Annotated in this window: 19 protein-coding genes and 1 pseudogene; 14 read left to right on the forward strand and 6 right to left on the reverse strand. The window is 74.9% G+C overall.

Features of this window, described 5'->3' with window-relative positions; genetic code table 11:
* Positions 1-12: 12 nt before the first annotated feature.
* Both ACFWIC_RS35835 and ACFWIC_RS35840 read right to left on the reverse strand, forming a co-directional pair.
* Positions 13-522: a hypothetical protein gene (locus tag ACFWIC_RS35835; protein ID WP_380521133.1), complete on the reverse strand. Its 510-nt coding sequence runs from the start codon at positions 520-522 to the stop codon at positions 13-15.
* 168 nt (positions 523-690) lie between these two features.
* The gene (locus tag ACFWIC_RS35840; RefSeq protein WP_380521134.1) at positions 691-2226 is read right to left on the reverse strand and encodes a PLP-dependent aminotransferase family protein; all 1536 of its coding nucleotides are present in this window, start codon (positions 2224-2226) and stop codon (positions 691-693) included.
* Positions 2227-2454: 228 nt separating this feature from the next.
* On the opposite strand from ACFWIC_RS35840, the gene ACFWIC_RS35845 reads away from it, so the two are divergent.
* Complete coding sequence (locus ACFWIC_RS35845; RefSeq protein WP_380521152.1) at positions 2455-5301, forward strand: AAA family ATPase; 2847 nt, start codon at positions 2455-2457, stop codon at positions 5299-5301.
* Between the two features lie 100 nt (positions 5302-5401).
* On the opposite strand, the gene ACFWIC_RS35850 is transcribed toward ACFWIC_RS35845, so the two are convergent.
* A complete protein-coding gene (locus ACFWIC_RS35850) occupies positions 5402-5689 on the reverse strand; it encodes a hypothetical protein (RefSeq protein ID WP_380521136.1) in 288 nt (95 codons plus the stop codon).
* Positions 5690-6009: 320 nt separating this feature from the next.
* On the opposite strand from ACFWIC_RS35850, the gene ACFWIC_RS35855 reads away from it, so the two are divergent.
* Positions 6010-6318: a chaplin family protein gene (locus ACFWIC_RS35855; RefSeq protein WP_329951909.1), complete on the forward strand. Its 309-nt coding sequence runs from the start codon at positions 6010-6012 to the stop codon at positions 6316-6318.
* Positions 6319-6403: 85 nt separating this feature from the next.
* Here the strand turns inward: ACFWIC_RS35855 and ACFWIC_RS35860 are convergent, their stop codons facing one another.
* Positions 6404-6817 carry a universal stress protein gene (locus tag ACFWIC_RS35860; RefSeq protein WP_329951913.1) on the reverse strand — a complete coding sequence of 138 codons (414 nt, stop codon included), beginning with the start codon at positions 6815-6817 and terminating at the stop codon, positions 6404-6406.
* 578 nt (positions 6818-7395) lie between these two features.
* Between ACFWIC_RS35860 and ACFWIC_RS35865 the strand changes: the two genes are divergently transcribed.
* Together ACFWIC_RS35865 and ACFWIC_RS35870 are read left to right on the forward strand one after the other, a co-directional pair.
* Positions 7396-7794: a transglycosylase family protein gene (locus ACFWIC_RS35865; protein ID WP_380521138.1), complete on the forward strand. Its 399-nt coding sequence runs from the start codon at positions 7396-7398 to the stop codon at positions 7792-7794.
* Positions 7795-8067: 273 nt separating this feature from the next.
* Complete coding sequence (locus tag ACFWIC_RS35870; RefSeq protein ID WP_329951070.1) at positions 8068-8703, forward strand: DinB family protein; 636 nt, start codon at positions 8068-8070, stop codon at positions 8701-8703.
* A 52-nt stretch (positions 8704-8755) separates the two neighbouring features.
* Here the strand turns inward: ACFWIC_RS35870 and ACFWIC_RS35875 are convergent, their stop codons facing one another.
* On the reverse strand, positions 8756-9340 hold the full coding sequence (locus ACFWIC_RS35875; RefSeq protein ID WP_329881866.1) for a pyridoxamine 5'-phosphate oxidase family protein: 585 nt from the start codon (positions 9338-9340) through the stop codon (positions 8756-8758).
* Between the two features lie 177 nt (positions 9341-9517).
* Here ACFWIC_RS35875 and ACFWIC_RS35880 point away from each other — a divergent pair, with 177 nt between their 5' ends.
* From ACFWIC_RS35880 to ACFWIC_RS35890, 3 genes are all read left to right on the forward strand, one after another.
* Positions 9518-10327, forward strand: a complete 810-nt coding sequence (locus ACFWIC_RS35880; RefSeq protein WP_329951071.1) for a DeoR/GlpR family DNA-binding transcription regulator — start codon at positions 9518-9520, stop codon at positions 10325-10327.
* 565 nt (positions 10328-10892) lie between these two features.
* Entirely contained in the window at positions 10893-13037 is a 2145-nt protein-coding gene (locus tag ACFWIC_RS35885; RefSeq protein ID WP_380521141.1) for an alpha-galactosidase, read from the forward strand.
* Positions 13038-13183: 146 nt separating this feature from the next.
* Positions 13184-15310, forward strand: coding sequence for an NPCBM/NEW2 domain-containing protein (locus tag ACFWIC_RS35890; protein ID WP_380521143.1), 2127 nt, complete (start codon positions 13184-13186; stop codon positions 15308-15310).
* A 78-nt stretch (positions 15311-15388) separates the two neighbouring features.
* On the opposite strand, the gene ACFWIC_RS35895 is transcribed toward ACFWIC_RS35890, so the two are convergent.
* Entirely contained in the window at positions 15389-15823 is a 435-nt protein-coding gene (locus tag ACFWIC_RS35895) for a CBS domain-containing protein (RefSeq protein WP_329951074.1), read from the reverse strand.
* A 149-nt stretch (positions 15824-15972) separates the two neighbouring features.
* Here ACFWIC_RS35895 and ACFWIC_RS35900 point away from each other — a divergent pair, with 149 nt between their 5' ends.
* From ACFWIC_RS35900 to ACFWIC_RS35930, 7 genes and pseudogenes are all read left to right on the forward strand, one after another.
* Complete coding sequence (locus tag ACFWIC_RS35900; protein WP_329881862.1) at positions 15973-16887, forward strand: helix-turn-helix domain-containing protein; 915 nt, start codon at positions 15973-15975, stop codon at positions 16885-16887.
* A gap of 61 nt (positions 16888-16948) precedes the next feature.
* On the forward strand, positions 16949-17449 hold the full coding sequence (locus ACFWIC_RS35905) for a VOC family protein (RefSeq protein WP_380521145.1): 501 nt from the start codon (positions 16949-16951) through the stop codon (positions 17447-17449).
* 5 nt (positions 17450-17454) lie between these two features.
* Positions 17455-17856, forward strand: coding sequence for an MmcQ/YjbR family DNA-binding protein (locus ACFWIC_RS35910; protein WP_380362953.1), 402 nt, complete (start codon positions 17455-17457; stop codon positions 17854-17856).
* Between the two features lie 35 nt (positions 17857-17891).
* Entirely contained in the window at positions 17892-19082 is a 1191-nt protein-coding gene (locus tag ACFWIC_RS35915; RefSeq protein WP_380521146.1) for a saccharopine dehydrogenase, read from the forward strand.
* Entirely contained in the window at positions 19079-19759 is a 681-nt protein-coding gene (locus ACFWIC_RS35920; protein WP_380521147.1) for a TetR/AcrR family transcriptional regulator, read from the forward strand. The genes ACFWIC_RS35915 and ACFWIC_RS35920 overlap by 4 nt, the downstream gene beginning before the upstream one ends.
* Before the next feature lie 122 nt (positions 19760-19881).
* Positions 19882-20760, forward strand: a pseudogene (gene ligD / locus ACFWIC_RS35925) (non-homologous end-joining DNA ligase); the annotation flags it as partial.
* A gap of 177 nt (positions 20761-20937) precedes the next feature.
* Positions 20938-21789 (forward strand): DNA ligase, encoded by an 852-nt coding sequence (locus ACFWIC_RS35930; protein WP_380521154.1) that lies wholly within the window; start codon positions 20938-20940, stop codon positions 21787-21789.
* Positions 21790-21908: the final 119 nt, after the last annotated feature.

The raw sequence follows: 21908 nt of genomic DNA on the forward strand, positions 1-21908 counted from the left end.
GCGGGGTCGGGATCAGGAGCAGGTGACCTCGTTGCCGGGGACGTTGAAGATGCCGGAGTCGGAGGCGGTGCCCGAGGCGTACTCGTAGTAGAGGTACGTGTAGAAGTCGATGCGCGCACCGTTGCCGCAGGCCGAGTCGGCGGCGATGTCGTAGGTCAGCGTGACGGTGGTGGTGGCACCCGCCGCGACCGGCACGGAGTGGTGGACCAGACCGCTGGTGGCGCCGGTGTCACAGCTGCTCACGTTGCCGCCGCAGGACGCGAAGGCGTACTTCAGGCCGGTGGCCTGGGTCGTGCCGTAGGTCGGCTGGATGGACTCGTAGAGGAACTGCACGGGGGTGTCGTGCGGGTTGGTCAGGGTCAGGGTCAGGGTGACCGAGGAGCCCGGGGTCGCCGTCGCCTTGTCGGAGGACACGGAGAGCAGGGGGGTGTCGGCATGGGCGGGGGCGGCCGAGAGGATCAGGCCGATCAGGAGGGCGAGGATCGCGGGCAGGCCGAGGCGGCTCAGGAATGATGTGCGCATGACCATGGAGCGTAGGCGGGCTGCCCCGCCCCGGTGTTCTCCTCCGCACCGGTCCGTACCGGCATATGACAGCGGAGCGGACGCCCGGAACCACTACCTTCCGGTTCCGGCCCCGCCGGAAGGCCGGACACCCTACCCTTTGCTCCCGGCCCCGCGCCGGACGGCCACTCAGAGCGGCTCCGGCAGGATGTCGCAGAGCGCGTCGAGTGCGGCCGGGTAGGCGTGGTCGGGCGGGGTGGAGTAGCCGACGACCAGTCCGTCGGAGGCCGGCATCGCCTCGGGCGTGACCAGCGGGTGCCGGTAGTCCGCGAGGCCGTCCAGGGCCAGCCCCCGGTAGGCGGCCGCCTTGAGGACCGACCGCTCCGTTCCGGGTGCGAGCCGGAGCACCGCGTGCAGGCCGGCCGCGATGCCGGAGACCTCGATGTGCGGGGCACGCGAGGCCAGCGCGGCGACCAGCGCGTCCCGGCGGCCGCAGTAGCGCCGGCGCATCCGCCGGACGTGCCGGTCGTAGCCGCCCGAGCCGATGAACTCCGCGAGCGTGAGCTGTTCCAGCGCACTCGCCCAGGCCTCGCGCTCCCCCTTGGCCGCGAGCACCCGGTCGACCAGGTGGTCGGGCAGCACCATCCAGCCGATGCGCAGCGCGGGGCTGAGGCTCTTGCTGACGGTGCCGAGGTAGACCACCCGCTCAGGATCGAGGCCCTGCACCGCACCGACCGGCTGGCGGTCGTAGCGGAACTCGCCGTCGTAGTCGTCCTCCAGGATCAGTCCGCCGCGTCCGCGCGCCCAGTCCACCACCGCCGAACGCCGCCCGGCGTGCAGCGGACCGCCGGTCGGGAACTGGTGGGCCGGGGTGAGCAGGACCGTCCGGACGTCCGGGTGGCGCGCCAACTCGCCGACACGGGCGCCGCGTTCGTCCAGCGAGAGGGGCACCGTGGTCGCCCCGGCGGTGGCGAGCAGCCCTCGGTGGAAGGCCAGCCCGTACGCCTCGACCGCGAGCGGTCCGGTGGTCCGGGCGGGCAGCACGGCCCGCGGACCGTCGAAGAGCAGTCGCAGCCCGTGGGCGAAGCCGGAGCAGACCACGATCCGCTCCGGATCGGTCCGTACGCCGCGCACCCGGGCCAGGTAGTCGGCGAGGACGTCGCGCAGCTCGCGGCGGCCCTGCGGATCGCCCGGTCCGAACGCCTCGTTGGGCGCGGCGGTGAGCGCGCGCCGCCCGGCGGCGAGCCACGCGGTGCGGGGGAAGGAGGCGGTGTCGGGCCGGCCCTGCCGCAGGTCGTGGGCGGGCTGCGGCGGCCGGGACGGCCGGCGGGCGCGGGTCGGGGGGACGGGCTCGGCCCGGTCGGCGACGGCGGTGCCCGAACCCTGCCGGGCGGTGAGCCAGCCCTCGGCGACGAGCTCGGCGTAGGCGTCGGCGGCGGTGTTGCGGGCTATGCAGAGGTCCGCGGCGAGGGCGCGGTAGGGCGGCAGACGGGTGCCGGGGGCGAGCCGGCCGCTGCGGATCGCCTCACGCAGGGCGCCCATCAGGGCGGCGCGGCGGCTGCCGGTGACGGGGAGGTCGAGATGCAGGTCGGCACCGGACGGACCGTCGCCGGCGCGGGCCGCGCCGGCGGCCCCCTCGTCCGGTCGGTCGGCGGTCTCCCGGGGCGTGCGTCCGGCAGGACGGCGGCGGGGTGTCCGGGGCGGCTCGACCGAGATGTCCGTCATGGTCAGGCAGCCTATCGCCGGACCGGGCCCGCCCCCGGGGCCGGGCCCGGCGCCCCGCCGCCGCCCCCGGAGCGCGGCGGGGCTGCCGGGGGCAGGGGCCGGAGTTCACGGGGCACCCGGCGGGAAAGGGGAGGATAGCCGGGGCCGCAGGTGTGGCCACCTGCGAGGAAAGGGGCGGGGACGGTCGTGGGCACTGGGGTGGGAGCGGTCGGGTCGACCGCGGGGACGATGGTCGGGCGGGGCCGCGAACAAGCGCTGCTGGCCGCGTTCGTGACGGAGCCGGGGCCCGGGGCCCTGCTCCTGCGGGGCGAGACGGGAGTGGGGAAGAGCGCGCTGCTCGACCACGCCGCCGCGCACGCGGCGGACGCCGGGCACCTGGTGCTCCGGGCCGCCGGGGCCGAGGCGGAGAGCGAGCTGCCCTTCGCGGGACTGCACCAGTTCCTGCACCCCCTGCTTCCACGGGCCGCCGGCCTGGACGCCGCCCACCGGGCGGTGTTCGACGTCGTCCTCGGGCGCGGCGACGGGGCGCCGCCGTCGGTGATGTCGCTGGGGATCGCCGTCCTCGACCTGCTGTCCCTGACCGGTTCCGAGCGGCCGGTACTGCTGGTCCTGGACGACGGCCAGTGGGTCGACGCCGCCAGCACCGACGTGCTCGGCTTCGTGGGGCGCCGGCTCACCGCAGGTCCGGTACGCCTGCTGGTCGGCGTGCGGTCCGAGGTCGCCTCCGGGTTCGACGCGGCGGCGCTGGCGGAGCTCCCGGTGGCCGCGCTGCCGGACGGCGACGCGGAACGGCTCCTCGACCGGCGCCACCCGGGTCTCGACCCGGGGGTGCGGCGGCTGGTCCTCGACCAGGCCTGCGGCAATCCGCTCGCGCTGCTGGAACTCCCGCCGTACGTGGGAGCGGCCCACCGGAGCGGGGGCGGTCCGGGCGGCGGGGGTTCCGCCGCCGGCGGACCGGCGACCGGCCCGCACCCGGCCGGACTTCCGCGCCGCCTCCGGCACGTGTTCGGCACCCGGATCGAGCGGCTGGACGACGCGGTGCGGGAGGAACTCCTGCGCGCGGCACTCGACGGTGCGGGGACGAGGAGCGGCGGCCGCGCCGCGCGGTACCGGATGCGGGACGTCGACGAGGCGGCGGCCTGCGGACTGCTCGACGTCGATCCGGTCAGTGGCGACTTCGTGTTCCGGCATCCCCTGGTGCGCTCGACCGTGGTCCAGCTGGCCACGCCCGGCCGGCGGCGCGCGGCCCACAGGGAGCTGGCCCGGGTCCACGGCGACGACGTCGAGCGGCGGGCCACCCACCTGGCGGCGGCGGCCCAGGGGCCCGACGAGCAGGTGGCCGCCGCGCTGGAGACGGCCGCCGAGTCGGCCACCCGGCGCGGGGGCGCGCTCGCGGCGGTCGCCTGGCTGACCCGCGCCGCCGAGCTCAGCGAGGACCGGGACGGGCGGGCGCGACGCCTGGGCGACGCGGCGTTCGTCGCCGGGCACTCCGCGCTCCTCGACCAGGCGCGCAGGCTCACCGACGGGGCGGCCTCGTCCGGCGGAGCGGCTTCGGCCGCGGCCACGGTGACGTCCGCGTACACGGCCCTCTACGAAGACGGGGACGTGCGCTCGGCGCGACTGCAGGTCGTCGCGGCGATCGGGCGGATCCGGGCGGCCGGCCGGGGGTGGGCGGAACCCGCGTCCGCCACGGAGACCCCGGGCGGGCGGCCGGCCGGGCACCCTCCGGAGCCGGGGCAGCCGGCCGAGGTGCTCACCCGGCTGGTGAACCTCCTGCTCGCCGTCAACCAGTACGCCGCCGATCCCGCGGCCTGGGAGGCCGCGCACCGGCTCCTGACCTCCATGGGCCCACTGGTGGCACCCGTCTCGCTGATCTACCGGGACGCCTGGAGCGACGTGGTCCGCCACGGGGCCGGCGTGCACGAGCGGGTCGAGCGCGCCTTCGCCGACCTCCCCCGGCTGGAACCGTGGGACGTCACGCGGCTGGCCGTCGCCGCGTACCACGTCGACACGCTGCACCACTACGGCCCGCTGCTGCGCCGCACCGTGGACCGGGAGGTGGAGACCGGCGCCGTCGCCAACGGCATGACCATGCTGCACCTCGTCATGCTGGACCAGCTGGCCGCCGGGGCGTGGGACGAGGCCGAGCGGACCGGGCACCGCGTACTGGAGCTGACCACGGCCCACGGATTCGCGCTGTTCGCCCACCACGGCCGGGCCTACCTCGCGCTCCTGGCGGCCCTGCGCGGACAGTCCCGACGGGCCGCGGAACTGCAGGCGGCCGTCGGGCACTGGGCCCGGCCCCGGGGCGTGGGCTTCCTCCTCCAGATCGCCGACGCGGTGGGAGCGGCGGCGGCGCTGAGCGACGGGGACTACGAGAGCGCCTACCGGTACGCCGCGGGCATCACCGCTCCCGGCACCTTCGCTCCCTGCGCCCACCAGGCCTCCCGCACCCTGCTGGACCTGGTCGAGGCCGCACTGCACACCGGCCGCGCCGAGCAGGCGCGGCGGCACGCCCTCGCCGCGCGGGACACCGGGCTGCCGGCGGTCTCCCCCCGGCTGGCCCTCGTCACCCACGGGGTGCTGTCGATGACGGCCCCCGACGACGCCGAGGCCGAGCGGGAGTTCGCCCTCGCCGACGCCCACCCGGCCGGCGCGCACTTCCCGTTCGAACTCGCGCGCATCCGCCTCGCCCACGGTGTCCGGCTGCGCCGCACCGGTGGCCCCCGGGCGGCGCGGCACCCGCTGACGCTCGCCGCCGAGTCCTTCGAGCGGCTCGGCGCCGCCGGCTGGGCGGGACGGGCCCGGGCCGAACTCCGCGCCTCGGGCGTGCCCGCGCCCGAACCCGGCCCGGGCCCGGGCGCCGCGCGCCTGGCCACGCTGACCTGGCAGGAGCGCCGGATCGGGGAGCTGGCGGCGGGCGGACTGACGAACAAGGAGATCGGCGCCGTGGTCCGGCTGTCCCCGCGCACCGTCGGTTCCCACCTGTACCGGCTGTTCCCCAAGCTCGGCATCACCTCCCGAGCGGCGCTGCGGGACGCGCTGGCGGAGGGAACGGGACGGGACGGGCCGTGAGGGGCGGCAGCGGGCTCCTCCCCGCCGGCCTCCCGGGCACGGCGGACCTCCCGGGCGCGGGACGGCCGCGCCCGGGAGGTCCGTACGACCCCGCCGACGCCTAGTCGATGCGGACGGAGTTGACGATGTACGAGCGCACGTCGTTGCGGGTGCGCTCGGCGAGCGTCGAGTCGGTGGAGTAGGCGCTGACGGTCAGCCAGACGTTCCGGCCCTGCGGGACGCAGACGACGGTGGCGATCACGTTGCCGTTGCCGCCGATCACCTGGTAGTCGCCGTTCCCGGCGAGGTCCCAGACCTGGAAGCCCTGGCGTTCGAGGGCGGTCTGGGCCAGACCGAGACAGCTGCCGAGGTTGTCGTTCTTGGTGAAGGTGCCCCAGTGCGCGTACATGCGGGTCTCCCGTTCGTGCCGTGGCCGGGTGGCCGCGGGCCCCTGCCGCGGCCGTCCGTCGAGCATCGGGCGGCCGATGTCCCGGAAACACGGGGCGGGTGTCCCGGTCGTGCCCCGTCCCGGTGCCCGGGACCGGAGCAGGACCGCGGTGTCGGACGGACAGGTGGCGCGAGAGCGGGCAGGTGGCGCGAGAGCGGGCAAGGCAGGTGGGCCGGCCGGGCTCGGCGGCTGCTGCATCGGGGTGGGGTTCCGACTGCGCTCGGGTGATCGCACGGTCGGATCATGTGGTCATCGGCGTGTCGGCTGGCTATTCCTTCCCCATGACCAACACCAGGAAGTACCTGCTCGCCGCGGGCCTGAGCGCCGCGCTGGCCGTCATCTCCGCCGGCCCCGCCCTCGCCGGCGGCTGCGACGACTCCGCGCACAGCGCCCCCGCCCAAGCCGCGCCGCCCTCCTCGGCCTTCCTCGGCGGGGGCGGCGGGGGCGGGGGAACCACCTGTATCAACACCGGCGGCGCCTACGCCAGCGGCGTCGTGGCGGGCTCCCCCGGCGTGCTCTCCGGAAACCAGATCCAGATCCCGATCAGCATCCCGATCAACATCTGCGGCAACGGCGTCTCCGTGCTCTGACCCCCCTCGCACCGCACAGGGCCGCGGCCCCGGCATCCGCCCGGGACCGCGGCCCTCGTCGCCCCCTCGTCCGCGCGCCCTTCCCCTACGGCACCACCGTGACCGGCCAGCGCCCCGCCTTCACCAGCCGCACCGCGACCGAGCCGATCACCCGGTGACCGGCCTGCTCGGAGGCCCCGACCACCACCGCGTCCGCCCGCAGCTCGTCCGCCAACCGCGCCAGACCCGTGAACGGGTCGCCCCGGACGGTCAGGAAGCGCCAGTCCAGCCTCCAGACGTCGCGCAGCCGGTGCTCGGCCTCGCGCAGGGCGTCGAGCAGCTCGTCGGCGATCTCCCGGGTGGTCTCCTCCACCGCCGCGCCCGCGAGCGCGGTGGCCGCACCGAGCACCGGCTGGATGTACGCGACCGCCAGGGTGGCGTGCTGCCGCCGGGCCAGACCGGCCGCGTAGGCGGTGGCCCGCCAGGCGGAGTCCGATCCGTCCAGCCCGGCCAGGACCATCCTGGGGCCGTCCGTCCCCAGCTCGAACCCGGTGGGCGCGACCGCCGGCCCCGGTTCCCCGGCCCCCTGCCCCACCTCGTCGAAGGCCTCCGCGTCCCACCGCTCATCGCTCTCGTTGCTCATGGCCCGAGGCTATGCCGAGCACTCCCGGTGCCTGCACGGGGCACGGCGGGTGAGGGCTGTGGTGCGGGCCACCCGGAGGCGGGTGACCCGCCACCCTTTCCACCACCCCCGGCAGAGACACCGTCACCCACCGTCGACCATGTGCGCGGCCTCACAGCCCCACCCCTGTGGCCCGGACCACTTCCCACCCCCCAACGATCTTGAAAATAGGGACATTCACCTTCAAAACACCCCATTTCCATGATCCTTACGACCGGTAACCACCCCCTGACATGCCTAAACCTCAGAATCCTTGAAACCCCCACCACCACCCCCGTAACTTCGAACCCGTTGCACCGAGCACACCGCTCACCAGGGCCCCACCGCCCCGCAACCACACGCACCACACCCCCACAGAACCACCCGCCCCCAGGGCCTGGTTCCGCACGCCCACACCCCCCTCCGAAAGGACCCACATGACCCACCGCAACCAGACCACCACCGCCACCACCACCGCCACCGCCACCAAGCGCCGCAACCGCATCCGCACCACCCTCATGGCCGGCGCCCTCACCGCCCTCCCCGCCGCCGGACTCATCACCGCCACCACCGCCTCCGCCGCCCCCGCCGGCGTCTGGGACAAGGTCGCCGCCTGCGAAGCCACCGGCAACTGGGCCATCAACTCCGGCAACGGCTTCTACGGCGGCCTCCAGTTCACCCCCAGCACCTGGGCCGCCTTCGGCGGCACCAGCTACGCCCCCCAGGCCCACCAGGCCACCAAGGCCCAGCAGATCGCCATCGGCGAAAAGGTCCTCGCCGCCCAGGGCCCCGGCGCCTGGCCCGTCTGCTCCGTCAAGGCCGGCCTCACCAAGTAACACCCCACCCACCGGGCACCCCACCCACCGGGCCCACGACAACGCCGCTGCACCGACCACACCACCGGTCAGGTCCAGCGGCGTCGTGCATCCCCCCACACCCCCACGGATGCGCAAAACCCACACCACGCGCGAGACGGACCCGAAAAGGTGTCGCCGCCCGGCCGCCGCTGTGGAAGGGTTCGGCCGGTCGGACCGGACGGTCTGGTGCCGCGCCCCTGCCCGCGCCCGGCGCACAGCTCGCACGCGCGCGCCCATCGGAGGAACGTCCGGATGACCCTGCCCGCACGTCTGGTCCCCCTGCTGGAACAGTTCGACTTCGCGCACCGCCGCCTCTCCGACCGGCTGGCCGGACCGGTGATGGACAGCGGCAACGGCACGGACGTCCCGGTCGGGCCGCTCACCGACGACGAGTACCTCTGGGAGCCGGTCCCCGGCTGCTGGTCGGTCCGCCGCCACGCGGACGGCCCCGGGGAGCGCGCCACCCTGCTCGTCGGCCCCGGCACCTGGGGCCGCGACGCCTCACCGGCCCCGCACCCCGTCCCGCCTCCCTTCACCACCCTCGCCTGGCGACTGAGCCACCTGACCGAGATGCTGGCGCTGCGCGCCGACCACACGACCGGCACCCGCTCGCTGACCAGGGACGACCACCCGGTGAGCGGCGACGCCGACTCCGCGGTCAAGGGCTTCGACAGCGCGGCGGGCGCCTGGCGGGCGACGCTCCTCGCGACCGACGACGCCGCGCTCGACACCGTCGGCCACAGCGCGTACCCGTACGGCAGCGACCCGGAGGATCCGTTCCTCGACATCGTCTGGTGGGTCAACCAGGAGTTGCTGCACCACGGCGCGGAGATCGCCCTGCTCCGCGACCTCCACCGCTCCCGCGCGCGGCCGGAACCGCTCTCCTGACCGGAGCCGCCGACCCGGACCGGTTACGCGGGCCGGTCGCGCGGGCCGGTGGTCACGCGGGCCGGGCCGGCAGGGGGAGCGGCAGCGCGGGCAGCCCGTCGAGGCTGGTGCCGACGTACGGCTTGCCCTCGCAGTAGGTGTTGAACTCCTCGTCGGTCTTCCGCCCGAAGTACTGCGTGTGCAGGTCGCGGTCACCCTGGTAGTCCATCAGCGGCACCGCGAACCCGCAGGAGTCGCTGACCCGCTCCGCCACCACCAGCACGATCGCCCGCAGCCCCGCCCCGTCGACCGCCGGGTCGAACTCGCCCAGCAGCCCCGCGAACCGCGGGTCGTCGCGGAACACCGCCTCGCCCTTCCCGTGCACCCGGACGACCGTCGGCGGCCCGTCGAACGCGCACCACATCAGCGTGACCCGCCCGTTCTCCCGAACATGGGCGAGCGTCTCCGCCGTGGAGCCCCCGAAGTCCAGGTAGGCGAGGGTGAGTTCGTCGATCACCACCAGCGTCCCCGCCCGTCCCTTCGGCGAGACGTTGACGTGCCCCTCGCCCGCCAGCGGAGCGCTGGCGACGAAGAACACGGGCTGTCGCTCGATGAACCCGCGCAGGCGGCCGTCGATCTTCTCGTATGTCTTTCCCATACGACCATTCTGGCGACTGCGCCGGCCGGGCCGATCGGATATTCGCCATCCGAGACACTCCGGGGCGGCGCTCCCGCCTGCGGCTTCCCGCCCCGACCGGCCGCGACCCCGCCGGGTTGACTATCCTTTGGGGCCTGTTCGCTTCCGATGTTCTACCAGGGTGAGGGGAGTCGGGTCTTGGCCGACACCGGGCTGCTGGCCCACCAGCGTCAGGCGCTGATCGCCGAGATGGTGCGCCGCAGCGGGGCCGTGCGCGTCGCCGAGCTGGTCGATCAGCTGGGCGTCTCCGACATGACCGTGCGCCGCGATCTCGATGCGCTGGAGCGTTCGGGTGTGGTGAAGAAGGTGCACGGCGGCGCGGTCGCCGCCTCGGGCACCGCCATCGACGAGCCGGGTTTCGAGGCGAAGTCCGGTCTGGAGTCCGCCGCCAAGGCCGCCGTCGCGGAGGCCGCGGCGACGCTGGTCGAGCCGGGGAGCGTGATCGCCATCGCGGCGGGGACCACCGCCTACGCGGTGGCGGCCAGGCTCCTGCACGTGCCGCGGCTCACGGTGGTCACCAACTCCCTGCCCGTCGCCGAGCTGATCCGCTCGGCCGGCGAGAAGGGGGAGCCGGGCTCGCCCTCGCTGCTGCTGACCGGCGGTTCGCCGACGCCGTCCGCCGCGCTGGTGGGCCCGCTGGCCGACCTGGCCGTCCAGTCCCTCCACGTCGACCTGCTGATCCTGGGGGCCCACGGGGTGTCCGAGAAGGCCGGCCTGACGACGCCCAACCTCGCGGAGGCCCAGACCAACCGGGCGCTGGTCGCCTCCGCCCGGAGGGTCGCCGTGGTGGCCGACCACACGAAGTGGGGGGTCGTCGCGCTCAGCGGCTTCGCCACGCTCGACGAGATCGACGTCTTCGTCACGGACTCGGAACTCAACGCCCAGGCCCGCAGCACGCTCGCGGAGACCGTCGGGGAGCTGGTCGTCGCACCGCTGCCGGAGGCGTGACCGCTGCCGGAGGCATGACCGCCCGACCGGCAGCGGCGGCCGGGCGCCGTTCCGCCGGACCGAGTCGGCGCCGCCGGCGACGAGACCGCGCCGCCGTTCCCGGACGCCGGGGACGGCGGCGTCGAGCGTCCTCGTCACACCCTTCACGCGGTCGCCCCGGACGGCGCCGACCCGTGGCACGAGACCGGCCTCGGAGCAGGCCGGGCCGGGACGCCGCGGACACCCGGCCGTCGGAGGCCGGCCGCGCCGTCCCGACCTCCCGGACAGCCCGAACGGCCTGCGGTCCCACCGCTGGTTCGCGCCACAACGGACCGCCTCAATCAATCAGAACCCAACCCATTCAAACGTCATGTGAAATATCACACCTTGCAGGCGCTCGCCGTCAAGCCCTGGCAGCTGTCGAGATCGAGCCGTGACAGGCCATATGGGACAAGCAAGTCGCGAATGGACAGGTCCATGCACACCTCTTGAGGGCGCCTCACGGGCATGCCTATGCTGCGTTGCTTTCCGTTTGAAAAACAGACAGAAAGCACCACCTGGCTCCCCCACCCACCTTGGAGCACCCATGCGCAGACCCGCGCCGCGCCTCCTGCCGCGCACTCTGCTCGCCCTCACCCTGGCCGCGTCCGGGCTGGCCGCGACCGTCCTCGGTCCCGCCGCGGCGACGGCCGCCACCCGCCACGCCCCGAGCGCCGGACAGGCCGGCCCGACCTCCCCGGAGGCGACGGGTACGGCCCAGGACGGCGGACTCGCCCCCACCCCGCCCATGGGATGGAACTCCTGGAACACCCTCGGCACCGGCGTCACGCAGGAGGAGGTCGTCCAGACCATCGACTTCATGTCCTCCCGCGGCCTGGTCGCCGCCGGCTACGACACCGTCACCGTCGACGACGGCTGGTCAGTGGGCCACCGCGACGGCCAGAGCACCGACCTGGTCAAGAACTCCTACGGCGCGATGCAGCTCTACGACGCCGCGGGCAACCCGGTCAGCGGCACCGACGGCACCGGGTCCGACCCGACCACCGGCCACCTGGTGCCCCACCCGGACCGCTTCCCCTCCCGCGTCGTCGACGGCCGGACCGTCAACGGCATCGAGTACCTGTCCTGGTACGCCCACCGCAAGGGCATGAAGTTCGGTCTCTACGCCACGACCACGTACACCACGTGCCAGGGCCGTCCCGGCAGCCTGGGGCACGAGAGCGTCGACGCCGCCGACTTCGTCGCCTGGGGCGTCGACTTCGTCAAGTACGACGACTGCCCCTACGGGCCGCCCGTCCTGGGTCCCGACGGCCACAACTACGGCACCCAGGGCCAGGGCAGGGAGCTCACCCGCTCGATCTACGCCCGGGTCCAGGACTTCCGCCGCGCCCTGGACGCCGCCTCGGCCGCCCGGAACAGCCCCCGCGTGACCCTCAGCGTCTCCGCCCAGCCCGTCCACACCGGCGTGCCCCACCTGCTGGCCGGCGACGACCCGGCCCGTACCGATCCGGTGGTGGTCGCCGCCGGAACCCCCGCCCGCGAGGCGCCCGGGTACGCGCCGACCGGCGTCTGGTGCGGCCAGGTCGCGAGCCTCTGCCGGATCGGCGGCGACCGCGGCCCCGACCTCGAAGGCGTGCTGTACAACGGACAGTTGCGGACCTCGCTCGGCCACCCCGGCAACGTCCGGCCGGGCAGCTGGAACGACATGGACATGATGTTCGCCGGTTGGCAGGACCCGTACGGCCTGTACGGGGTCACCGACCACTGCACCTGCCACAAGCCGATGACCGACACCGAGTCGCGCAGCGAGATGGCGATCCTCGCCATGATGGCCTCCCCGTTGATCTCCGGCACCGATCTGCGCACCGCGGCGGACTCCGTGCGGACCGACGAGGGGTACACCTGGTCCACCGGCATCTCCGACTCCGCCCTGGCGATCTACAAGAACGCCGACGTCATCGCGGTCGACCAGGACCGTCTCGGCAAGCCCGCCACCCTGGTCGGCGCCCCGCCGACCGGCAGCACCGCCCCGCTCGTCCTCAAGCGCCCCCTCGCGGACGGCGACACGGCCGTCCTGCTCGTCAACCAGGACCCGGCCGGCTCCCGCACGATCTCCACCACCCTCGCCGAACTCGGCCTGACCGGCCCGGGTTACACGTCCAAGGAGCTCTGGACCGGGGCCACCGGCACCGTGACCGGCGCGCTCGGCGCCCAGGTCGCCCCGCACGGCGTCGCCATGTACCGCCTCAAGGCGCTGCCGACCACCGTCCCGGCCGCCGTCATCGGCGACGGCCGGTACCACGGCATCAGCGCGGGGGGCACCGGCGGCCAGGCCCTGGAGGTGCGCGGCACCTGCAGCTCGCCCGACGGCTCGACCGTCGGCGTCAACACCTGGTGGAGCTGGCACACCTCGGAGCAGTGGATGTTCAGCCCCAACCCCGACGGCACCGTGCACATCACCGACAACTGCCGCACCGACACCCAGGTGCACGGCACGCTGACCGGAGGCAACGGGCCCGGCTGGGCCGCCTGGGTGCTCAACCGGTACGACCCCGCCAGCCCGCACCAGAAGTGGCGGGTCGTCCAGGACACCGCGACGGGCGCGCTGACCATCACCAACGTCGCCACCGGGCTGGCCCTGAACGCCTCGCAGGCCGCCCCGACCTCCACGGTCGTCATCAGCCCGCCGGACCCGGCCGCCGCAGGCCAGTCCTGGACGCTGCTCTCCTGAGCCACCGCTCCCGCACAGCCGCACAGCCATGGTTCCCGCTCCCCCGCACCAGGGGCGCCGGGCCCGGCCCTCCGGCCGCCCGGCGCCCTCCCCGAACCAACTTCCCCGTGCACCAGCCAGTTCGGTTCCGACCCCATGGAGGACTCGTGCGATCCCCCAACCGCAGGCCGGCCCGCCGCGCAGCGACGGCGCTGACCGCCCTCGCCCTGTTGGCCGGCGGCACCGCCCTGACCACCGGGCTCCAACTCGCCGCCGCGCCCCCGGCGGCAGCCCTCGACAACGGCCTCAACCTGACGCCCCAGATGGGCTTCAACAACTGGAACTCCACCTACTGCGGCGCGCAGTTCAACGAGGCGATGATCAAGGGCATCGCCGACATCTTCGTCAGCAAGGGCCTCAAGGCGGCCGGGTACCAGTACGTCAACCTCGACGACTGCTGGGCACTGCCCGACCGCGACGCCGCCGGCAACCTCGTCCCCGACCCGGTGCGCTTCCCCCACGGCATCAAGTCCCTCGCCGACTACGTCCACGCCAAGGGCCTGAAGTTCGGCATCTACTCCAGCGCCGGCGACCGCACCTGCGACGTCAAGGGCTTCCCCGGCGGCCTCGGCCACGAGCAGCAGGACGCCGACCTGTGGGCCTCCTGGGGTGTGGACTACCTCAAGTACGACAACTGCAACAACCAGGGCGTCAACGCGCAGACCCGCTACAAGGCGATGGGCGAGGCGCTGAAGAAGACCGGCCGCCCGATCCTCTACAGCATCTGCGAGTGGGGCAGCACCGGCCCGTGGAACTGGGCGCAGCCGGTCGGCAACTCCTGGCGCACCACCGGGGACATCAGCGACACCTGGCAGAGCATGATCTCCATCGCGCAGGCCAACCAGGGCCTCGCCGGATACGCCAAACCCGGCGCGTTCAACGACCCCGACATGCTGGAGGTCGGCAACGGCGGCATGACGGGCACCGAGTACCGGACCCACTTCAGCCTCTGGGCCCAGATGGCCGCCCCGCTGATGATCGGTACCGACCTGCGCACCGCCGAGCCGGAGACCTTCGAGATCCTCACCAACACCGACGTGATCGCGGTGGACCAGGACCCGCTCGGCCGGCAGGGCACGGTGGTCTCCCGGGAGGGCGGGCTCGTGGTCATGAGCAAGCCCCTGGCGGACGGCAGCCGCTCGGTCACGCTGACCAACGAGGGCTCCTACGACACGACCGTCACCACCACCGCGCAGGCCGTCGGCATCGGCGGCGCGACCTCCTACACCGTCAAGGACCTGTGGTCGAAGAAGTCCACCACCGGCGACGGCACCCTCAGCGCCGTCGTGCCCGGACACGGCACCGCGATGTTCCGCGTCACCCCGCGGTCGCCGGTCTCGCCGCCGAACGGGATGACCCAGCTCAGTGACCTGCCGTTCGGCTCCGTGACCAACATGTGGGGCCCGGTCGAGCGCGACCGCAGCAACGGCCAGCACGAGCGGGGCGACGGACAGACCATCAGCATCCGCGACACCGCCTACCCGAGGGGCCTGGGCGTGCACGCCGGCAGCGACATCGCCTTCCACCTGGGCGGCACCTGCAGGAACCTCGTCACCGACGTGGGGGTCGACGACGAGGCCTACGGCAACGGTTCGGTCGTCTTCCAGATCTACCGGGACGGCACCAGGGTCGCCGACAGCGGCACGCTCACCGGCAAGGACCGGGCCAAGCGGCTGACCGCCGACCTCACCGGCGCGAACGAGCTGCGCCTGGTGGTCACCGACGCCGGTGACGGCACCAGCTGGGACCACGCCGACTGGGCGGGTGCGCGGATCGCCTGCGGCAACGGCCCGGCGGCCGGCACGCACCAGCTCTCCGACCTCGCCTGGTCCTCCGCGGGCAACAGCTGGGGCCCGGTCGAGAAGGACATGAGCAACGGCGGCAACCAGGCCCGGGACGGCCGGACCATCACCATCGCCGGCACGACGTACGCCAAGGGCCTGGGCGTCAACGCGTTCAGCGAGATCGTCTACTACCTCGGCGGCGCCTGCTCCTCGGTCACCACCGAGGTCGGGGTGGACGCCGAGGCGGAGGGCCGGGGCACCGTCTCGTTCGAGATCTACAAGGACGACGTCAAGGTCGCCGACAGCGGCCGGGTCACCTCGGCGACCCCCGCGAAGCGGCTGACGGCCGACCTGGCCGGGGCGAACGAGCTGCGACTGGTCGTCACCGACGGCGGTGACGGCACCAACAGCGACCACGCCGACTGGGCCGCCCCGGTGCTCACCTGCTGACACCGGCACGACGACGGGAGCCCCCGCGCCGGACGGCGCGGGGGCTCCCCTGCGGCCGGGCGCGGCAGGACCGCGGCGTCACCGCTTCATGTAGACGCTGTCCATGAACTCGATGATCTGCCGGTCGGTCAGGCGCTGTCCGTCGCGGTGGCCCATCGCCAGGTCGGCCTCGCTGATCATGCCGACCAGCCGCTCGCCGTCGATGACCGGGATCCGGCGGATCTGGTGCTGCTCCATCTTCCTCAGCACCGCGTCCATGCTGTCCTCGGCCCTGACGCAGTGCAGGTGCCCGGCGAGTTCCATGGCCGTCATCCCGGCCGGGTCCCGCCCTTCGGCGATACATCGCAGGACGATGTCGCGGTCGGTGATGATGCCCTTCAGCTTCTGGTCGTCACCACAGATCGGGAGGGCGCCGACGTTCATGTCGCGCATCATCATGGCGGCCTCGGCGAGCGTCTGGTCGGCGCGGATGCACTGGGCGCCGGTGTGCATGATGTCTCGGGCAGTCGTCACGGGGACTCCTCCTCAGGATCTCCCCCCGAGCACCGGGCAGTCCGGTGCGTTCACCATAGGCACGACGCCGCGGGCCCGCGAGCCCACCGCCCGCGGGCCCGGTGACCGGCCGGTCACCGCCGGGGCCCGGACGGGCCGATACTGGAAGCGTGACGGAGCAGCCGGCCGGTACGTCCGGTGGAGCGACGACGACCCGCGACGTGGTGGACGAGGCGGTCCGGGCCCGGCCCGCGACGGCCCTGCGCCCGTACGTGGCCTGGTACTCGGGGTACCGCCAGCGCGGACTGGCGCCCGCCCTGCACCGGGGCCTGCCGTCCCCGTACCTGACCTTCATCCTCACGCTGGACGAGCCGCTCACCATGGCGGGCCACCCCGACCCGGCGCAGCCCCCCGGGAGCTTCACCACCCTGGTCGGCGGCCTGCACACCGCCCCGGCCCTGATCACGCACGACGGCCGCCAGTCCGGCATCCAGCTCTCGGTGCACCCGCTGGCGGCGCGCGCCCTGTTCGGTCTGCCCGCCGGGGAGCTCGCCGGGCTGGACGTGCCGGCCGAGGCCGTGCTCGGTCGGACCGTCGAACGGCTCCAGGACGCCGTACGGGCGGCGGCCGGGTGGCCGGAGCGGTTCGCGGCGCTGGACGGCGCGCTGCTCCGGCTCGCGCGCCCGTCCGGCCAGGTGCCGCCGGAGGTCGTCCGGGCCTGGCACGTGCTGCGGCGCAGCGGCGGGGCGCTTCCGGTCGCGGACCTCGCCCGCGAGACCGGCTGGAGCGGGCGGCACCTCCAGGACCGGTTCCGCCGGGAGACCGGGCTGACCCCGAAGGCCGCGGCCCGGGTGATCCGGTTCGACCGGGCCCGCCGGCTGCTGGTCCCGACCGGCCCGGTGCCCCGGCTGGCGGAGCTGGCCGTGCGGTGCGGCTACTTCGACCAGGCGCATCTGGCCCGCGAGTTCCGTGCGCTGGCCGGGTGCGCGCCGAGCGTCTGGCTGGCCGAGGAGGGCTCGGACGAGGTGAAGTTCCGAAACGTCCAAGGCGAGCCGGTCGTGGCGGCGCCAGAGTGGGACGCATGACGGCCGACCGGCCGGGCGTCCGCCCCGTCCCGGCCGCCGCTATCCCGAGGAGGCATCCGCCATGGACACCGAGACCACCGACACCGGGACCACGAACGCCGGGACCACGAACGCCGGGACCACGAGTACCGCGGCCGCGAGCGGCGGGGCCGCACCGGCCCCCCAGGTCTGGCCGAGCCTGCGGGCCGCCGACGCCCGGGCGCTGATCCGCCACCTGGTGGAGGCGTTCGGATTCGAGGAGGTCGTCGCCTACGGCGAGGGCGACTTCGTCACGCACGCCGAGCTGGCCTGGCCGGAGGGCGGCGGGGTGATGCTGGGCTCTGAGCGGCCGACGCCCGAGGGCTCCGACCCCTGGCCCGGCGGTCCGGGGTCCTTCACCGCGTACGTGGTGACGGCCGACCCGGACGCCGTGCACGCGCGGGCCGTCGCCGCCGGGGCGCGGATCACCGCGGCGCCCGCCGACACCGACTACGGGTCGCGGGGCTTCGCCGCCGCCGACCCGGAGGGCAACCACTGGCACTTCGGAAACTACCCGGGCGCGCCCCGCCCGTCGGCCGGGTGACCCCGGTGGCCGACCGCCCACCGGCCGGCCACGCACCGTTCGACGGCGGCCCGGCCGCCGTCGAACGGCTGCGGGCGATCTGCCGGGCGCTGCCGGAGGTCGACGAGCGGGTCAGCCACGGCGAGCCGACCTGGTTCGCGGGCACCGGCCGGCGGGCGCGGGTGTTCGTGATGCTCGCCGACCACCACCACGACGACCGCCTCGCGTTCTGGTGCCCGGCGGCGGCCGGTGCCCAGGAGTTCCTGACCGCCGAGGACCCCGACCTGTTCTTCCGGCCCCCGTACGTCGGCCACCGGGGCTGGATCGGCGTCCGTCTCGACCTTCCGGCGCTCGACTGGGAGCGGGTCGAGGACCTGGTCGGGGACGCCCACGCACTGGTGTCGGGCCGGGCTGGCCGGCCGAGCTAACGCCCCTTTTAGGTCGGGTGACCTATTTTTCTCTCATGACCACCTCCGACACCACCGAAGCCACCGCGGCCACCGCGGCCATCGCGGCCACCGGCAGCACCGACCACGCCGGCACCCGCCCCGCAGGCGTCCACGACGCCCTCACCCACGACCCCGACGGCCCCGTCCTGCTGGTCGGCGGCTACGGAACGGTCGGCGGGGAGCTGGCCCGCCTGGTCGCCGCCGACCACCCCGTCCTGCTCACCGGCCGGACGGAACAGCGCGCCGCCGCCCTCGTCCAGCAGCTCGGCGGCGCCCCGCACGCGGCCTTCCGCCGCTGGGACCTCGCCGACCCCGCGCCGTTCACGGCTGCGGTGCGCGCCGTCGTCGGCGTCGTCAACGACCCCGACGACCGGGTCCTGCGGGCCGCCGTCCGGGGCGCGGTCCCGTACGTGGACGTCACCCGCTGGACGGCCCGGCTCCAGCGGGCCGCCACGGTGGCCGCCCTGCTGCGCCCGACCGCCCCGGTCCTGCTCTCCTCCGCCTGGATGGGCGGGGTCACCAGCCTGGTCACCGCCGCCCTGGCCGAGCGGCTCGGCGGCGCGGAGCGCGTCGAGACCGCCGTCCGCTGGGACCTCGCCGACCGCGCGGGCGCCGACTCCGTCGAGTTCATGGACCGCCTCGGTCTGGACTACGAGGTGATCCGTGACGGCCGCCGCCGCCCGGTCACCCCGCTCAGCGACGCCCGGACCGTCCGGATCGGCGCCCACCCGACCCGGGTGGCCTGCATCGACACGCCGGAGCAGTTCACCCTGCCACTCGTCCTGGGCACCGCGACCGCCGTCACCCGGATCGGATTCAGCTCCCTGACCAGCACCCGCGCCCTGCTGGCCGCCAAGCACAGCGGCTTCTTCCGCTGGGGCCGGGGCGACCGGTGGGAGCCCGCCCGCCGGGCCCTCCTCCACTCCCCCGGCGAGGGCGGCACCGCCCTCGTGCGCGTCGACGTCTCCCACGCCGGCCGGACCCTCAGCGCCGTGATCGAGGACCGCGCCGGACAGGCCCACCTCACCGCCGTCGGCGCCCTGCTCGCCCTGCGCCGCGTCCTCGGCACCGACGGCGCCGCGCCGCCCGTCGGTGTGGCCTTCCCCGAGCAGGCCCCCCGGCCCGCCCGGGTCCTCCCCGACCTGGCCGACCTCGGCGTCACCGTCGAGGTCCGGTCCGCCCACGACACGAAGGCGGCCGCATGACCTCCGCATCCGGCCCCGGGCCCGGCCCCGACGCCGAAGCCGAAGCCGAAGCCGCCCCCGTTCCCGACCCCCTCCCAGACCCGCCTCCCGGAACTGCGGCCGGCGGCCGGGGACGGAAGGGGGCGCAGCGGCGGACGGAACTGCTCGACGCGGCGGAGGAGGTGCTGGTCACCGGGGGCGGGGCGGAACTCTCGATGCGGGCCGTGGCCACGGCCGCGGGGGTCCGGCTCGGGCACCTGCAGTACTACTTCCCCACCCACGCCGACCTGGTGGCAGCCGTCCTGGAGCGGGTGCTCGGCCGCTCGGCGGAGCGCCTGGCACCGCTGCTGGCGCCGGGCACGGACGACCGGGCCGGGGAACTCGTGACGGCGTTGCTGGCGGAGCAGGAGGACGCCCGGCTGGTGCGCCTGTTCGCCGAGGTGTGGGCACTCGCGGCGCGGGACACGGCGGTGGCGGGCGCCGTCCGGCGGTTCTACGACGAGTACCGGGAGCAGGTGGCGGCGTTCCTGGCCCGGACCCGGCCGGAGCTGCCGGAACAGGTGCGCCGGGCCCGCGCGGCGGTCTTCGTCATGCTGGTGGAGGGAGCCGCCCTGTTCCGCTCCGGGGTGGCGGGCGACCGGGAGCCCGCCTCCGACGGGGAACTGCTCCGGGCCGCGCTGGCGCTGCTCGGCCCCTGAGTCGGCGGCTCCCCGGGCAGGGTCGCGCCGGGTCGGGAGTACGGGCAGACTGGCCGCAGGGGGCCCGGCCGGGACGCCGTGCCCGCCCGGGCCTGACGACCGGTGCAGGCTCGGAGGCGGCGATGCCGCAGATGCTGGTGGACGGGCGCACGCTCGCGCTCTCGCACCTGGACAAGGTCTACTTCCCGCGGACCGGCACCCTCAAGGGCGAGGTGCTGCGCTACTACGCCGCCGTCCACACCGCACTGCTGCCGCACCTGCGCGACCGGCCGGTGTCGTTCCTGCGCTGCCCGGACGGCGTGGCGGGCGAGGTGTTCATCGCCAAGAACCCGCCCGCCGGGACGCCCCGCTGGGTGCGCACCGTCGAGGTGCCGAGCAGCGGCGGGGACCTCCGTCAGGTGGTGCTGGACGACGGGGCCGCGCTGCTCTGGGCGGCGAACCTGGGCTGCCTGGAACTGCACGTCCCGCAGTGGCACGCGGCGGAGCCCGGGACGGCCGACCGGTTGGTGCTGGACCTCGACCCGGGCGCCGGAGCCACCGTCCTCACCTGCCGGACGGTGGCCGGGCTGCTGCGCGACCGCCTCGCGGAGGACGGGCTGGAGGCGTGGGTGAAGACCTCCGGCGGCAAGGGACTGCACCTGCTGGTGCCGCTGGAGCCGACGCCCAGTCAGCAGGTCTCCGGGTACGCCAAGGCGCTGGCGGCCGAGCTGGAGGCGGCCCACCCGGACCTGGTCGTGCACACCATGGCGAAGGCCCGGCGCACCAACCGGGTGCTGGTCGACTGGTCGCAGAACGCCGCCCGGAAGACCACCGCCGCTCCCTACACCGTCCGGGCGCAGGAGCGGCCGACGGTGTCGACGCCGCTGACCTGGGAGGAGCTGGGACGGGCCCGGTCGGCGGAGGCGCTGGTGTTCACGATCGCCGAGGTGCCGGAGCGGCTGGCCCGGCTCGGGGACCTGTATGCACCGCTCCTCGACCCGGAGCGGGCCCGCCCGCTGCCGCGCGCCACCGCCGCCCCGGGACCGACCGGCCCCGCTTCCGCCACCGCTTCCGCACCCGCTTCCGCACCCGCTTCCACCACCGCACCCGCACCCGCGGCCGCCGCTTCCGCTTCGGCCCGGACGGTGCGCCGGCCCGCCGTGGCGGACCCCGCCGTCCTGGAGCCCCCGGTGGAGGTCATGCGCCCGGCCGCCGTCCCGGCCGTCCCGGCGGCGGACGGGCTGGGCGGTTCGGGCGTGCTGTACGAACTGAAGCTGGACGGCTTCCGCTGCGTGGCGTTCGCCCGCGGGGAGCGCGCGCCGTACCTGCAGACGCGTTCGGGCCGGGACCTCGCGGCCGACTTCCCGTCGATCGCCGCCGCCGTCGCCCGGCTACCCGCCGGACTCGTGCTGGACGGGGAGCTGGTCGCCTGGCGCGGCGGCCGGTTCGCCTTCGAGGAACTGCTGCGGACCCGGCAGGCGCGGGCCTCGGAGGACGTGGCGCTCGGGTTGATCGCCTTCGACCTGCTGGCCCTGCCCGGCCGGGACGTCCGGCGGCTGCCGCTGACCGACCGGCGGCGGCTGCTGCTGGCCGCCCTGGCCGACGTGCCGCCGCCGGTCCAGCCGGTGCTGGCGACCACCGACCGGGCGGAGGCGCTGGCCTGGATGGAGCGGCTGGCCGACACGGGGGTGGAGGGGCTGGTCTGCAAGGCGGCCGGTTCGAGCTACCGGGCGCGGGGCGCGGGCCACGTCTGGGTCAAGTACCGGCGCGGCGACACCCTGGACGCGACGGTGCGCGCCGTGACCGGACCACCGGCCCGGCCGCGCGCGCTGGTCCTGGAGCTGGACGACGGACGGGTGCTGTTGTCGTCCCCGCCGCTGTCGCCGCTCCAGTCGCGACGGGTGGCGGAGGCCACGGCCGGCCTGCTGGGCCCCGCGGTGCACGATCCCCAGTACGGGGCCGTCCGGCCGCTGGCCACTCCGCTGCGGGCCGAGGTGACGGTCACCGGGCGGACGGCGACCGCGACCTTCGTGCGGTTGCGCGGGGACTGATCCGGGCCCGCCGAACGGCCCGTGACTACTCCGGCGTGGGCGGGGCGGGGCGTTCCGCAGCGGGCAGTTCCGTGGCGGGCAGTTCCGTGAGCGGGCCCTCCGTGACCGGGCGTTCCGCG

This window comes from Kitasatospora sp. NPDC127035 (assembly GCF_042726075.1).
Lineage (GTDB): Bacteria > Actinomycetota > Actinomycetes > Streptomycetales > Streptomycetaceae > Kitasatospora.